Here is a 14,999-nt window from a genome sequence, read left to right as displayed (position 1 = left end):
TGTGTGCGGTACTGGTCAACGGGGGCGTTCCCCACGTCAACTCTCAAGGATCAATGTATTAACGCCCCATGGGCCGGTTTATGTTGCTGGAATTGTAAGACGTTTGGGCTTTCTTGCCTTCAATGACCCTCCAAGACCTCCGTGAAAAAGTCTGTGAAGCCAACCGCGCCCTGGAACCCAGCGGCCTCGTACGCCTGACCTGGGGCAACGTCAGTGGCATCGACCGTGCCTCCGGTCTCTGGGCCATCAAACCCAGCGGCGTGGATTATTTGGAGCTTAAGCCCGCCGACATCGTCGTTCTCGACCTGGATGGCCGGGTGGTGGAGGGCAGCCTCCGGCCCTCCTCCGACACGAAAACGCACCTCGTCCTCTACCGCGAATTTCCCGAAATCGGCGGCATCACACACACACACAGCCTGCATGCCACCATGTTTGCACAAGCGGGTCGCGAGATCCCCTGCTTCGGCACCACGCACGCGGACCACTTTCACGGCACCGTTCCTCTGGTGCGCGCGCTCACTCCCGCAGAAGTGACTCAGGACTATGAACATTTCACCGGGGTCGCCATTGTCGAGCGCCTGCGCGAGCTGCAACTCAGCCCGCTCGAAATGCCTGCTGTCCTGCAGATCCACCACGCCCCGTTCACTTTCGGCAAAAACGCCATGGATTCGCTCAAGAACAGCATCGCCCTCGAAATGTGCGCTCACATGGCCCTCGGCTCTGCCACCCTGAATCCCGCCTTGGGTCCCATCCCCGGGCATATCTTGGAAAAGCATCATTTGCGCAAGCACGGCCCGGGCGCGTATTACGGACAGAAATAACCCAGCCTTCTTCACTGATGAAAACCCGCAAACCACTCTCCCCCATTCGTTTTCAGCGCCTGTTTCTGCTGCCAGGGCTGCTGGCCGCTTATCTCCTGACTGGATGCTCCAGCGAAAAAAGGGACCAGATCTGGCAGACGATCGATCCAGCCGGCTACAAGCATGCTCATAGTGAAAGCTTCAATGGTGCCAGGGCTTTGCGCAGGCCCGAGCCCAGCAGATCCTCGGAGTCCGGCGATATACCGTTGGAACTCAATTAATAAAAACGAGAATCGAAAGGTCTGCGGTTCTAAGCGGTTCGGTCGTATCAAATAAAGCATGGCTTAGTTGGGGGGCTTTGGCGCTGACCCTTATGTTTAGGGGTGATTAGCCCCAGCTTGCCAAACTCAGCTCATTCGACGACCTCACCTGACAAGGTGATTGGACCAAGGCGCTTTGGCTCTGCCGCATTGAAAATCAGCACCTTTGCCGCGGCTTGGCTTTGCGTGGTTGTCACGGGAAGCTTGCTGCTGGCACAGTACTCCCAGACCGCTGGCGCCACCGGCCTCCCACCAGCACACTGGCCGGAAACCAGTCAGGCACATCGTCATCCAGGTCAGGCCCAGCTCGTCATGTTTCTTCATCCACGCTGCCCCTGCTCCCGCGCGACGCTGGGCGAACTGGAACAACTCGTGGCACACTGCCAGGGAAAGTTCAGCGCTCAGGTGTGGTTCATCCAGCCGCAAGGCATGGAGGACGATTGGGTGAAAACCGATCTGTGGCATGCTGCAGCTTCCATCCCTGGAGTGCAGGTGAATGTCGATCATGAGGGCAATGAAGCCCGCCTTTTTCAGGCCGTCACCTCAGGCCAGACTCTGCTCTATGATCCCGAAGGCGGGCTGGTTTTCCAAGGCGGCATCACCCTGGCTCGAGGCCATGCCGGGGACAATCCAGGGAGGGATGCCGTCGAGAGTTTGTTGAAACAAAAAGCCCCCCCCGCCACCAGCCTCCCTGTTTTCGGCTGCGCTCTCGGATGGGTAAACAACCAAAAGGAATGCACAGTATGTCAGCCGTAGCCGCGAACACCCTGCCACAAGGCCACCCCTTGAACCCAGCAACCGCGTTATTGCGTGTTTCCTCCAGCGGGCTGCGTCAGCAAACCAGCCCGCTGGTCGATGAAACTGCGGCCTCTCCATTGGCCAAGAAAGACTCAGCACTGCAACAACATGCGGCAGAGCTGTTTCGCGCCGCAGAGAATGACTTGCACCGGCACACCGATCAGCTCTTTGCCCGGCTCATGATCGTGCAATGGTTGGCGGGAATTGCAGCCGCCTTGTGGATTTCCCCCCTCACTTGGATTGGCGACTCCAGCCAGGTCCACGTCCACGTCTGGGCAGCCATTCTGCTCGGCGGAGCAATCAGCGGTTTTCCCATTTGGCTGGCCTGGCAATATCCTGGCTTGGCCGTGACCCGTCATGTCATTGCCGTCGGCCAGGTGCTGACTTCGGCCCTGCTCATTCACCTGACGGGAGGCCGCATCGAGACGCACTTTCACATTTTCGGCTCCCTGGCCTTCCTCGCCTTTTACCGTGACTGGCGTGTGCTTGCCACGGCCACCATTGTGGTGGCCGCTGATCATCTGCTCCGCGATTTGTACTGGCCTCAGTCAGTGTTCGGCGTGCTGACCGCCAGTTCATGGCGCTGGGTCGAGCACGCAGGCTGGGTGCTGTTTGAGGACGCCATTCTGTTCGTCGCCATCCGCAGGATGCTCCAGGAAATGTCAGAGATTGCCCTGCGTCGCGCCACACTCGAAGGCAGCAACGAGGAAATCGAACGTCAGGTGGTGGAGCGCACGACGGAATTGAACAGGACGCAGGCCGAATTGCTCGAAACCTCACGTCTCGCCGGCATGGCGGAGGTCGCCACCAGCGTGCTCCACAATGTGGGCAACGTCCTCAACAGCGTCGGTGTCTCGGCTGAGCTCGCGACCAGCAAGGTGCGCGAGTTCAGGACCGGAAGTCTGAAAAACGTGGCCGAGCTCTTGCAGCAGAACTCGGCAGACCTGCCTGCATTCCTTACCACTGACCCGCGTGGGAAAATGCTTCCGGACTACCTGCTCAAGCTGGCGGTGCACCTGGCAGAGCCTCAGCAGGCCATCCTGCAGGAAATGGAAATGCTGAAAAAAAACATCGATCACATCAAGGAGATCGTGGCCATGCAGCAGCGCTACGCACGTGGCACCGGCGTCGTCGAGGTGCTTTCCGTGGCCGACTTGGTCGACGACAGCCTCCGCATCAACGCCGCCAGCTTCACTCGTCATGAAGTCAATGTGGTCTGTGAAATCGCCCAGGTGCCGCCTTTGAAAACGGACCGGCATAAAGTGATGCAGATTCTCGTGAACCTGTTGAGCAATGCCAAGCACGCCCTGGATCAAAGTGAGGGCGACCGGCGCATGATGGTGCGCGTGACGCAAAACCAGGAGGGCATGCTGGAAATTGCGGTCATCGACAACGGCACCGGCATCGCCCCTGAAAACCTCAGTCGCATTTTCTCCCATGGCTTCACCACCAAAAAACTGGGTCACGGTTTTGGTCTGCATAGCGGCGCGCTGGCCGCCAAGGAGCTGGGCGGAACTTTGAAAGCTCACAGTGATGGTCCGGGCCTGGGCGCCACCTTCACGTTGACACTGCCATTGGAAAATTAATCCAACCATGACACACACAACCACGACAGCTGCGCATCGGCGCATTTTAGTCATCGATGACAACCGGTCCATTCATGATGACTTCCGCAAAATCCTCGCACCGGTTAGTGCGGCAGATGATGCGCTGGAGGCTGCTGAGGCCGCCTTGTTTGGCTCCCCAGTGCAGGCGCAGGCCGCCAGACAGACTTTCACCATCGACACCGCATCCCAGGGTGAGGAAGGACTGCAGATGGTCAAAAACGCGCAGGCGGAGGGGCTGCCCTATGCCATGGCTTTTGTCGATGTCCGCATGCCGCCGGGCTGGGACGGCATCGAGACCACTCGGCAGATCTGGCAGGTCTGCCCAGACATGCAGATCGTGATCTGCACCGCCTATGCGGACTGCTGCTGGAGCGAGGTGCAGGAGCAGATCAAGCCACGTGATCGCATGCTCATTTTGAAAAAGCCCTTCGATATCATCGAAGTGCTTCAACTGGCCATTTCACTCACGGAAAAATCGCGGTTGCTGCTGGAGTCCAAATCTCATCTTCAGGACCTCGAACAACGTGTGAAAATGCGCACGCAGGAGCTGGAGGCTTCCAAGCTGGCAGCCCACGAAAAAGCATCCCTGCTCGAACTCTCCAGAGATGCCATCTTGGTGTGTGGGCTTGATCATCGTATCACCTATTGGAACAAGAGCGCTGAACGCCTCTATGGCTGGACTGCCGCGGAGGCGATCGGACGCCTGGTGACCGAGATCAAAGACCAACACTCGGAAGTTTTTCAGCAAGCATTCGAAAAAGTCATGCAGGCCGGGGAATGGGACGGTGAGCTGCAACAAGTGGGCAAAGATGGCCGCAAGCTGATCGTTGAAGGCCGGTGGACCCTGCTGCGTGATGCTGCGGGCCATCCACGCAGCATTTTGGTGATCAATACTGACATCACCGAGCGGAAAAAAGTCGAAGAGCAGCTTCTGCGCGCCCAGCGTATGGAAAGCCTCGGCACACTGGCTGGAGGCATCGCTCATGATCTCAACAACGCACTGACTCCGATCATGATGTCCATCGAGCTGCTCAAACTGCATGAGCAGGATGCAATGCGGCTGGGCGTGCTGGCAACCATTGAAAGCAGTGCCAGGCGCGGAGCGGACATGGTGCGCCAGGTCCTCTCATTTTCGCGTGGAGTTGAAGGGCAGCGCGTGGAGGTCCAGGCCGGGCATCTTCTCAAAGGCATTGAAAAAATCGCCAATGAAACCTTCCACAAGAATATCCGGGTCAGCAGTGACATTCCCGCAAATCTGTGGATCGTTCTCGGAGATCCCACGCAGATTCACCAGATGCTGCTGAATTTGTGCGTCAACGCACGCGATGCCATGCCCAACGGCGGCACTTTAAAACTCAGCGCCGGCAATCTCATGCTGGATGAGCAATGTGCGGCGATGATCGCCGGCGCAAAGCCCGGGCCTTATCTCTTCATCGAGCTGGAAGATTCCGGCACAGGCATGCCGCCAGAGGTGGTTGACCGCATTTTTGAGCCGTTTTTCACCACCAAAGAGCTCGGCAAAGGCACTGGGCTGGGATTATCCTCCGCTCTTGCCATCATCAAAAGCCATCAAGGTTTCATCCGAGTCTCCAGTGAATTGGATAAAGGCTCCAAATTTCAGGTGTACCTGCCGGCGCAGATCGTGGAAGGCGCGAGCATGCCGCCCCCGCTGCAAAATGAAATGCCGCATGGCAATGGCGAACTCGTGCTCCTGATTGATGACGAGGAACCCGTGCGTCACATCACCGGACAAACGCTGGAGTCCTTTGGCTATCGCGTACTGCCGGCGGCGGACGGTGTCGAGGCGTCCACCTTGTACGCCACTCACAAAGACCAAATCTCAGTGGTGCTGACGGACATGATGATGCCGGTCATGGACGGGCCTGCGACGATTCAAGTGCTCATGCGCATGAATCCCAAGGTGCGCATCATCGCCGCCAGCGGCCTCAGCGTGAAAGACATGGTGGCCAGGGCGGCAAACGCGGGCGTCACACACTTCATCCCCAAACCCTACACGGCGGAAACACTGCTGAAAATGCTTCACACAGTGCTGAATGCACAGCGCACCTCCTCTCTTTAACCGGATGAAACGAAATTCATTTTCATGCCAAGAATGGCGGCACTCCAGCTTCGAAACCGCCTTGAAGCATGACTGAATTTCACGCCTTCATTCCCGGTTCATTTCCCTCTTGCACCATGGCGCTGGGAGCTGGTTCGACATCGGTGCTGCGTCGCTTCAATTCCTCCGCTGCTTCAGCGCGGGCTCAGCCTGGAGGCGTGCGCTGCCACATGAGTTGGATCCTCATGCTTTTGTCGTTCCTTCTCATCTCTATGGATGTGTCGGGGCAGGAGTCTGCGATTCCTCACACCATCAGTGTGGTGACGGATGACAATTTCCCTCCCTATGTTTTCAGAGACAATGAGGGCCGTCTGCAGGGCATCATCATCGATCAATGGCGTGTATGGGAAAAGCGCACCGGAGTCACCGCTGAGATTCATGGCATGGACTTGAATGATGCCGTGCGCCGGATGAAAGAGGGCGAGTTTGATGTCATCGACGCGATGTTTAAAACACCGGAGCGCACGGCTTATCTGGATTTCGGGAAGCAGTATTCCACCATCGAGGTTTCCATCTTTTTTCGTTCCTCGATCGCTGGCATCAACAATCTTTCCTCCCTGCATGGATTTCCAGTAGCTGCGAGGCTGGGAGACACAGTCGTCAAGCTGCTGCAGGAAAATGACATCACCCCCATGTTGTTGTACAACAACTACGAGGCCATCATCACCGCGGCCAACGAGCGCAAAGTGAACGTCTTCGTCATGGACAAGCCGCCCGCTCAGTATTTTCTTCAGAAGCTAGGCTTGGGATCTGAGTTCAGAATGTCTGACCCGGTCAGCATCGGAGAACTCCACCGTGCGGTCCGCAAAGGAAATACCAAACTTCTGCAGCTGGTTGAAAAAGGATTTGAAGATGTGGGGCCGAAGGAACTCGCCTGGATCGAGAAAAAATGGTTCGGGCAGACTCTGGATGGGCATCCCTATTTGCGCAGCCTGGGATACGCTGCATTGGCAGCCGTCTCATTGGTGACGCTGTTGCTTGGATTGAACTGGATGCTGGCGGGCCAGGTCAGGGTGCGCACACGCGCGCTGCAGGAAAAAGAGGAGCAGCTGCGCCTCTGTGTTCAACACAGTCCTGCTGCCATCGCCATGCTGGATCGTGACATGAAGTATCTCGTGGTCAGTCTGCGCTGGATGCATGACTACCGTCTGGGTGAGCAGTCCGTCACGGGACGCAGCCACTATGATGTCTTTCCCGAAGTGCCGGCCCACTGGATGGAGATCCACCGTCGTTGCTTGGCTGGTGCTGTCGAAAAAAGCGATGATGAAAAATTCGTTCGTGCGGATGGTTCCATTGACTGGATCCGCTGGGAAATCAGGCCATGGCATCAGGCTGACGGCACGATCGGTGGCATCATCATTTTTTCCGAGGACATCACGACGCGTAAGCAGGCCGAACTGGCCCTGTTGGCGAGCGAGGCCGAGTTCCGTACCCTCATTGAGTCAGCCTCTGACGGCATCCTGGTCTCGAACACTGCCGGGCGTCTGCTCGAAGCCAACGCCGCAGTCTGCCAGATGCTGGGCTGCACTCGTGAGGAACTGAGACGGATGGGTTTTGTCGATATTGTTGCTTCCGGAGAGATGGTGAGAATCCTGCCCGAAGTGTCGCAGTTGAGCGAAGGTGAAGTGGTGCGGAGTGAATGGTTGTGCCGGCGTAAGGATGGCTCGCAGTTTCCCGCCGAAGTCGGCTCAACGATTCTTCCTGACGGTCGCCTGCAGTGCATCATGCGTGACATCACCCAGCGCAAAATGGCCGAGGACAAAATTCGCGAGCAGGCCTCCCTCCTGGACAAGGCGCGTGATGCCATCATCGTCTGCAGCCCGGAGGAGCATCGCATCCTGTATTGGAACCGCAGTGCGGAGCGGCTTTATGGTTGGCAGGCCGCTGAGGTTTTGGATCATTCGCAAATGGAACTGCTCAATCGAGATCCGGTGCAGTTCCTTGCCGTCATGAAAGCCGTCATGGCTCAGGGAGAGTGGGCCGGTGAAATGCAGCAGCATGACAAAGAAGGCCGGCTGGTGATCGTCGAGTCACGGTGGACTCTGATCAAGGATGCTCAGGGGCGCCCCAAGTCCATCCTCTCGATCAACACAGATATCACCGAGCGCAAAAAGCTGGAGCAGCAGTTTTTACGCTCTCAGCGCATGGAAAGCATCGGCACTCTTGCTGGCGGCATTGCGCACGATCTCAACAACGTGCTCGCCCCCATCATGATGTCCATCGAGCTCCTGAAGCTTCAGGAGCGGAGTGCTCAAAAGCATGAAATTCTTGCCACCATTGAGTGCAGCGCCAAACGCGGCGCGGACTTGGTGAAGCAAGTCCTGTCATTTGCCAGAGGCGTGGAAGGAAAGCAGCTGGCGGTGCAGGTCGGGCATCTGCTCAAGGAAGTCGAAAAGATCACCAACGAGACTTTTTTGAAAAGCATCCAGATTCGCTGCACCATTCCCGCACCATTGTGGGTCGTGCAGGGGGACCCCACCCAAATTCACCAGGTGCTGCTCAATCTTTGTGTCAATGCACGTGACGCCATGCCCAACGGCGGCCAGTTGAAACTTTCTGCCAGGAACATGCTGTTGGATGGACAATGCGCATCAATGATGCCCGGCGCCAAGCCCGGGCAGTACCTCCACATCCAGGTGGAAGACAATGGCACTGGCATGCCACCAGAGGTGATTGACCGCATATTCGAACCGTTTTTTACCACGAAGGAACTCGGAAAAGGCACCGGGCTTGGGCTCTCATCGGTCATGGCCATCGTCAAAAGCCACCATGGCTTCCTACGGGTGGAGAGTGAACTTGGGAAAGGCACAACCTTTCATATCTATCTGCCCGCGCACATGTCCGAACATGCAGAAATTGAAGCGGCCATCCCGGGAGAGCTGCCGCGTGGAAATCGTGAATTGATCCTCGTCGTCGATGATGAGGCCGCCGTGCAGCAGATCACCAAGCAGACTTTGGAAACCTTTGGCTACCGTGTTTTGCTGGCTGCGGATGGGGCCGAGGCTGTCTCCCTCTATTCTAAACATCGCTCGGAAGTCGCTTTGGTGCTTACAGACATGATGATGCCGGTGATGGACGGACCGGCAACGATTCAGGTGCTGATGCGGATGAATCCAGAGATCTGTGTCGTTGCTGCCAGCGGAATGAATGCCGCCGGCATGGAGGAAAAAGCCGCCAATGCGGGTGTCAAGAATTTCATCCCCAAGCCCTACACGGCAGAAACTCTCCTCAAAACATTGGATGCGGTGCTGCATGCTCAGGTCGCCGCATGATGGAATCCGCTCCCTCATCACTAAAAGAATGCCTGTAACCTCCATCGCTTTGATGCTCAAAGCGGTAGACTCTGCGGATTCGATAGGGTAATTTAAGTGTCATGAATTTTCACACGCTCTAACATACATGAATTATGTTGGAAACGTCCTTCATTGTTCTCAATTCGGATGGGGCTTGTGCAATGGAACAAGCGAGGTGCCCGACCTCAGGACTGAAATTTTTAGAGACATTGAGTGAACGGTCGGGGGGCTGTTCAGGCATGAAGAAATTCACCGCCGCCAAACGTGGTTTGCACCGCATTCGCGGACTCATCGTCGCCTTTTTAATCGCCTGTATTTGCACCTCCGTCTCTGGTCAGCTGCCTGCTCTGCCAGGCAAGATCAGCGTGGTCATGGACGACAATTATCCACCCTATGTTTTCAGGGATGGCGCAGGGGTGTTGCAGGGCATCATTATCGATCAGTGGCAGGCTTGGGAAAAAAAGACGGGCGTCACCGCCGAGATCCACGGCATGGATTGGGGCGATGCCATTGAGCGGATGAAAGCAGGCGAGTTTGATGTCATTGACACCGTCTTCGTGACCGCCGAGCGCGCCACATATCTGGATTTTTCGCGCCCATACGCCACCCTCCAGGTCCCCATCTTTTTTCGAACGACTATTTCAGGCATCACCGGCCTGGCATCCCTGAAGGGGTTTCCCGTGGCGGCCAAAGCGGGCGATGCAAGCGCTCAGCTCCTCCAGGTCAATGGCGTAGGCCCGCTCCTGCTCTACAAAAACTATGAGGCCATCATTGCCGCTGCCAATGAGCGCAAAGTGAATGTCTTCGTCGCGGACAAACCGCCGGCTCTTTATTTTCTCCACAAGCAGGGCTTGGAGGCAGAGTTCAGGATGACGGAGCCGGTCAGCGTCGGAGAGTTTCATCGTGCCGTTCGCAAGGGAAATGCCGGTCTGTTGCAGTTGATTGAAAAGGGGTTCGCTGATGTGGGGCAGGTGGAGTTTTCCCGGATCGAAAAGAAGTGGTTTGGGCAGACATTGGGCACCACCCGGTATCTGCGCTATCTCGGCTACGGCGCCCTGGGGGGCGCGATACTGCTGGCGCTGCTCGTCGGCTGGAATTGGTTTCTGGCCGGGCAGGTGAAAAAGCGCACGCGTGCTTTGCGGGAGCGTGAAGAACAGCTGCGCCTGTACACAGAGCACAGTCCGGCGGCCATCGCCATGCTGGATCGTGACATGAAATATCTCGTCGTCAGTCAGCGCTGGATGCAGGATTACCGCCTCGGATCTCAGTCCATTGTGGGCCGTAGCCATTACGAGGTCTTTCCTGAAGCGCCGCCACATTGGGCTGCAATCCATCAGCGCTGCCTGACTGGCAAGGTCGAAAAATGCGATGAAGAAGCCTTTTTGCGTGCCGACGGACGGACCGACTGGATTCGCTGGGAGATCCAGCCATGGCGTCAGGCGGATGACTCGATTGGAGGCATCATCATGTTCACTGAAGACATCACGGCACGCAAGCAGGCCATGGAGATGCTTCGTGAAGTCGAAACACGGCTGATCAAGGCGTTTCGCAGCAGTCCGGTTGCTTTGACCATTAGCCGCAGGCGCGATCAACGAATCGTGGAGGTCAATGACGCTTTCTCCAGCCTCGTCGGATGGACGCGTGAAGAGGCGGTGGAGCGTTCCATGATTGAGCTGGCCGTGCTTGATGAACCTGTGGCCGCTATGCTCCGCAAGACTCTCGATGAGCATCGTTCGGTTCGCGACATGGAACTTGCCCTGCGTGCGCGCAACGGCGGTGTTCTTCATGCCATCGCCAGCATGGAAACCATCGAGTTCCAGGGAGAGCCCCATGTGGTCGCCACTTTCGTGGACATCAGTGATCGCAAACGCACCGAGGCCGCCCTGACCCAGGTAAGCGCAGATCTTGGCCGCGCCCAGTCCATCAGCCACATTGGCAGCTGGGAATACACGGTGGCGGATGGCAGCATCAAATGGTCGGACGAGCTCTACCGGATTTTCGGGCTGCAGCCACAGTCTGTCGTACTCTCCTATGACCGGGTGCAGGAAATGGTGCACCCGGACGACCGAGGGCGCCATGACGCCTATCTTGCACAGCTTATAAACGCGCGGCCTGGCGCAGTCATCGAGCCGTTTGAATACCGTGTGCTGCGTGCGGACGGGCTGGAGGCTCAGGCGCTCGTGAAGGTGGAGTTGCTCTTTGATGATCAGGGCAGGTCCTCGCGGTGTTTTGGCACGGTGCAGGACATCACCGAACGCAAACGGGCGGAGGAGGCGTTGCGTGAAAGCGAGGCCACCTTCGCCACAGCCTTCGAGAATGCCCCCATCGGCAAGGCGCTCGTCGCTCCCGACGGGCGTTTTTTACGCGTCAATCGGGCCCTGTGTGAAATTGTCGGCTACACCGAATCCGAAATGCTTTCCGTCAATTTTCAGCAGATCACCCACGCGGACGATCTCGAAATGGATGTTGCCAATGTGCAGAAAATGCTCCGTCACGAGATCAAGACTTTTGAGATGGAGAAACGCTATCTCCATAAAAACGGCGGTGTGGTGTGGGTGCTGCTCACTGTTTCGATGGTGGACGACGAGCAGGGGAATCCCGCGTTTTTTGTTTCCCAGATGCAGGACATCACTGGCCGTAAAAAAGCCGATCAGCGCATCCGGCAGCTCAACCGTCTTTATGCCATGTTGAGCGGCATAAATGAGACCATTGTTCGTGAAAAAAATCAGGAGGCAATGCTGTTGACGGCCTGCCGCATCGCGGTTGAAAAAGGCCAGTTTGGCCTCGCATGGATTGGTCTGCTGGATCCTGACACCGGTCGGCTGCAAATCGCCGCACAAATCGGTGCCACGCAGGAAACCCTGGCAATGCTCGAGGCTGTCATCAGTGGTGCGCAGTCCGGCTCTGGCTGTGCCATGACCGCGCGTGCATTGCAGTCCGGCCAGCACTCGGTTTGCAATGACATTGAGCATGATCCTGACGCCGCCTGCTGGCGTGCCGATGCCCTGTGCCGGAGTTATCGCTCCATGGCTTCGCTGCCGTTGAAATCAGGGGGCAAAACCATCGGCGTGTTCAATTTGTATGCCGATACGACCGAGTTCTTCGACGCAGATGAACTGGCTTTGCTGGATGAACTGGCTGCGGATATCGGTTTTGCTCTCGACATCAGCCGGCGTGAGGCAGAATTGCGCGAGGCGGACAAACGCTTCATCAAGCAGCGCAAGACCTTGATCGAACTGACGCGCCATTGGGCGGGTGATGCTGAAGATGCCTTGCTGCTGCTGCGTAAAATCGCCGAAGGTGCGGCTCAGACCCTGAACGTCTCCCGCGTCAGCATCTGGCGCTATAACAGCGACCGCTCCGCCATAAATTGCGTGGATTTGTTTGAGTGGGAGGAGGGCAGGCACTCGTCTGGCATGGAGCTTTCAGCAGCCACCTATCCGGCCTATTTCCGCGCCCTCATCGAACAGGAGATGATCATTGCGGATGATGCCGCCCAGAACCCAAACACCAGTGAATTCGTGGAAGGCTATCTGCAGCCTCACGGCATCCGGTCCATCCTGGATGTGCCCATCATCGTGGGCGGGTTTCGCACCGGTGTGCTCTGCCTTGAACATGTTCGCACGTTGCGGGAATGGACGGCCGATGAGAAAACCTTTGCACTTGCGATGTCCAATCTGGTCTCTCTGGCGCTGGAAGGCGTGGAGCGCAGGCAGGCGGAGACTTCCCTGCGCGAGAGTGAAAAGCGCTTCCGTCAGTTTGCTGAAACCATCGAGGAGGTGTTCTGGATGACGGATCCCACCGGCAGCGAAATGATCTACGTCAGTCCCGCGTATGAAAAAATCTGGCACCGCACCTGCACCAGCCTGTATGCAAATCCGCTCAGCTGGCTGGGCTCAGTGCATCCCGAGGACCGGGAACGCATTGAGCAGGCGACGGCTTCCAAGAGGGCACGCGGAGAGTATGACGAGCGCTACCGCATTCTGCGTGCTGACGGCACTCAGCGGTGGATTCATGACCGGGCTTTTCCCGTGCGCGATTCACACGGTGCCGTGCTGCGCATCGTCGGCACGGCGGAGGACATCACCGAGAGCAAACAAGTGGAGGCCCAGTTGCTGCGCTCGCAGCGCATGGAGAGCATCGGCACGCTGGCCGGCGGCATTGCGCACGATCTCAACAACGTGCTCACCCCCATCATGATGTCCATTGAACTGCTCAAGCTGCAGGAAACCAATGAACGGCGGCTGAACATATTCTCAACGATCGAGACCAGCGCCAGACGCGGAGCTGACATGGTGCAGCAGGTGCTCTCTTTTGCGCGGGGCGTGGAAGGGCGGCAGCTCGCCGTTGAAATAGGACGCCTGCTCCGGGAGATCGAAAAAATCGCCAACGAAACCTTTCTCAAGAACATCCAGGTGCGCAGCAGGATCCAGGCGGATTTGTGGGGCGTGCAGGGAGATCCCACTCAATTGCATCAGGTTTTGCTCAATCTCTGCGTCAATGCTCGTGATGCCATGCCCAATGGCGGCATGCTCAAGCTCTCAGCCAGCAATGTGGTGCTGGACGAGCAATGTGTGGCGCTGAGCCCCGATGCAAAGCCCGGACGGCATGTGTTGATCGAGGTGCAAGACAGCGGCATAGGCATGCCCCCCGATGTGTTGGAGCGCATTTTTGAGCCGTTTTTTACCACAAAGGAAACCGGCAAAGGCACTGGTCTTGGTCTGTCCACCACACTCGCCATCATCAAAGGTCACCACGGCTTCTTGCGGGTGCAAAGCGAGATCGGGGAAGGTTCTAAATTCCAGGTTTATTTGCCTGCAAATGATTCATCAGACACGCAACCGCACGTTCCTGTTGAGACGACGCTGCCGCGTGGCAACGGCGAGTTGGTGCTGGTTGTCGATGATGAAGACACGGTTCGTCAGATCATCAGTCAGACGCTGGAGGCCTTCGGCTATCGTGTGCTGCTGGCGGCGGATGGTGTCGAAGCCTCGACGGTATTCACCGCCCACCAGGAAGAAATAGCCGTGGTGCTCACCGACATGATGATGCCTGTCATGGACGGTCTGGCAACCATCCAGGTGCTCATGCGCATGAATCCTCAGGTGCGCATCATCGCGGCCAGTGGCTTGGGAGTCAAAGACATGGTGGCCAGGGCCATGGGGGCCGGTGTGAAACACTTCATCCCAAAACCCTACTCGGCCGAAACTCTCTTGAAGACCCTGGCCGAGGTGTTGCAGCCTGACTGAACTACTTCTGCTTGGCTTCGTAGCCGGGCAGTGGCTTGCCATCTTCGCCAAGCTTGCCACAGGTCCAGAGCAGGCCGCGGGCGACGAGGTCGAGATAAACGGGTGACTGCATCGTTTCATTGCCATGGCCCAGCGTGGTGCCGAAGACCTTGGCTTTGCCATACTCGTTCACCCAGATCACGTTGTGGTCCATCTTCGTGTCCTCGCCATAGGCCTTGGCCAGCGGGACGAAGTGCTCCCAGAGCTTTTCGTTCTTGTACAGTTCGTCCTTGGCATCGAGCCATTCCGCCGGGAAGCCCTTCATGACCGGATGGCCCTCCGCGATGTTCTTCACGTTCAAATCACGGTTCTTCTCATGGCTCATGGAGGTCTGGCCCACGCACTTGCGCCACTCGTCGGTCTTGGCCGTGCGGTAGCTGTGGGTGGAGCAGTGCAGCATCACCGCCGGGACACCGTTATGGTGTGCCTTGGCGATCCGTTCCACAAACGCCACATCATCCACGCCACCGAAGCATTCGTTGTGCAGGATCACATCATAGCCCTCGGCCCAGTTGTCCTTTTCATAGATCGAGATCTTGTGACTTTTGTCCTTTTTACCTTCCGGCCCTTCTTCATGCACGATGGTGAATTCCACATTCGCCCGGGCGCTGAGCCCCTCGCTCAGGATCAGCTTCTGGTTTTCATAGTCATGGCAGCAGCCGCCGGTGATCATGAGGACCTTGAGCGGTTTCACCTCTTCTTTCGGGGCGGCGACGGCAAACAGGCAGGCGATGGACAGCAGGGAGATGAGAAGGGGACGCATGGCGGCGGATC

Annotated in this window: 8 protein-coding genes; 7 read left to right on the top strand and 1 reads right to left on the bottom strand. The window is 57.2% G+C overall.

The window, feature by feature from the left end; translation table 11 throughout:
• The first annotated feature begins 122 nt into the window (after positions 1-122).
• The 7 genes from araD to AC3RLQ_RS15115 all read left to right on the top strand — a co-directional run bounded on the left by araD (position 123) and on the right by AC3RLQ_RS15115 (position 14,186).
• Positions 123-821 (top strand): L-ribulose-5-phosphate 4-epimerase AraD, encoded by a 699-nt coding sequence (gene araD, locus AC3RLQ_RS15145; RefSeq protein WP_493038463.1) that lies wholly within the window; start codon positions 123-125, stop codon positions 819-821.
• Between the two features lie 17 nt (positions 822-838).
• On the top strand, positions 839-1,081 hold the full coding sequence (locus tag AC3RLQ_RS15140; protein WP_493038461.1) for a hypothetical protein: 243 nt from the start codon (positions 839-841) through the stop codon (positions 1,079-1,081).
• Positions 1,082-1,432: 351 nt separating this feature from the next.
• On the top strand, positions 1,433-1,876 hold the full coding sequence (locus AC3RLQ_RS15135) for a thioredoxin domain-containing protein (RefSeq protein WP_493038459.1): 444 nt from the start codon (positions 1,433-1,435) through the stop codon (positions 1,874-1,876).
• Entirely contained in the window at positions 1,864-3,504 is a 1,641-nt protein-coding gene (locus AC3RLQ_RS15130) for a sensor histidine kinase (protein WP_493038457.1), read from the top strand. Before AC3RLQ_RS15135 ends, AC3RLQ_RS15130 begins: the two co-directional genes overlap by 13 nt.
• Positions 3,505-3,511: 7 nt before the next feature.
• On the top strand, positions 3,512-5,605 hold the full coding sequence (locus AC3RLQ_RS15125; RefSeq protein WP_493038455.1) for a response regulator: 2,094 nt from the start codon (positions 3,512-3,514) through the stop codon (positions 5,603-5,605).
• 209 nt (positions 5,606-5,814) lie between these two features.
• Positions 5,815-8,916, top strand: a complete 3,102-nt coding sequence (locus AC3RLQ_RS15120; protein WP_493038453.1) for a PAS domain S-box protein — start codon at positions 5,815-5,817, stop codon at positions 8,914-8,916.
• Positions 8,917-9,176: 260 nt separating this feature from the next.
• Positions 9,177-14,186, top strand: a complete 5,010-nt coding sequence (locus tag AC3RLQ_RS15115; protein ID WP_493038451.1) for a PAS domain S-box protein — start codon at positions 9,177-9,179, stop codon at positions 14,184-14,186.
• Between the two features lies 1 nt (position 14,187).
• Here AC3RLQ_RS15115 and AC3RLQ_RS15110 read toward each other — a convergent pair whose 3' ends face one another.
• Positions 14,188-14,988 carry a ThuA domain-containing protein gene (locus tag AC3RLQ_RS15110; protein ID WP_493038449.1) on the bottom strand — a complete coding sequence of 267 codons (801 nt, stop codon included), beginning with the start codon at positions 14,986-14,988 and terminating at the stop codon, positions 14,188-14,190.
• Positions 14,989-14,999: the final 11 nt, after the last annotated feature.

The organism is Prosthecobacter sp. GW821-HT29F12 (assembly GCF_058803405.1).
The sequence above is the reverse complement of the archived record's forward strand: the minus strand, read 5'-3'. Positions and strand labels throughout refer to the sequence as shown.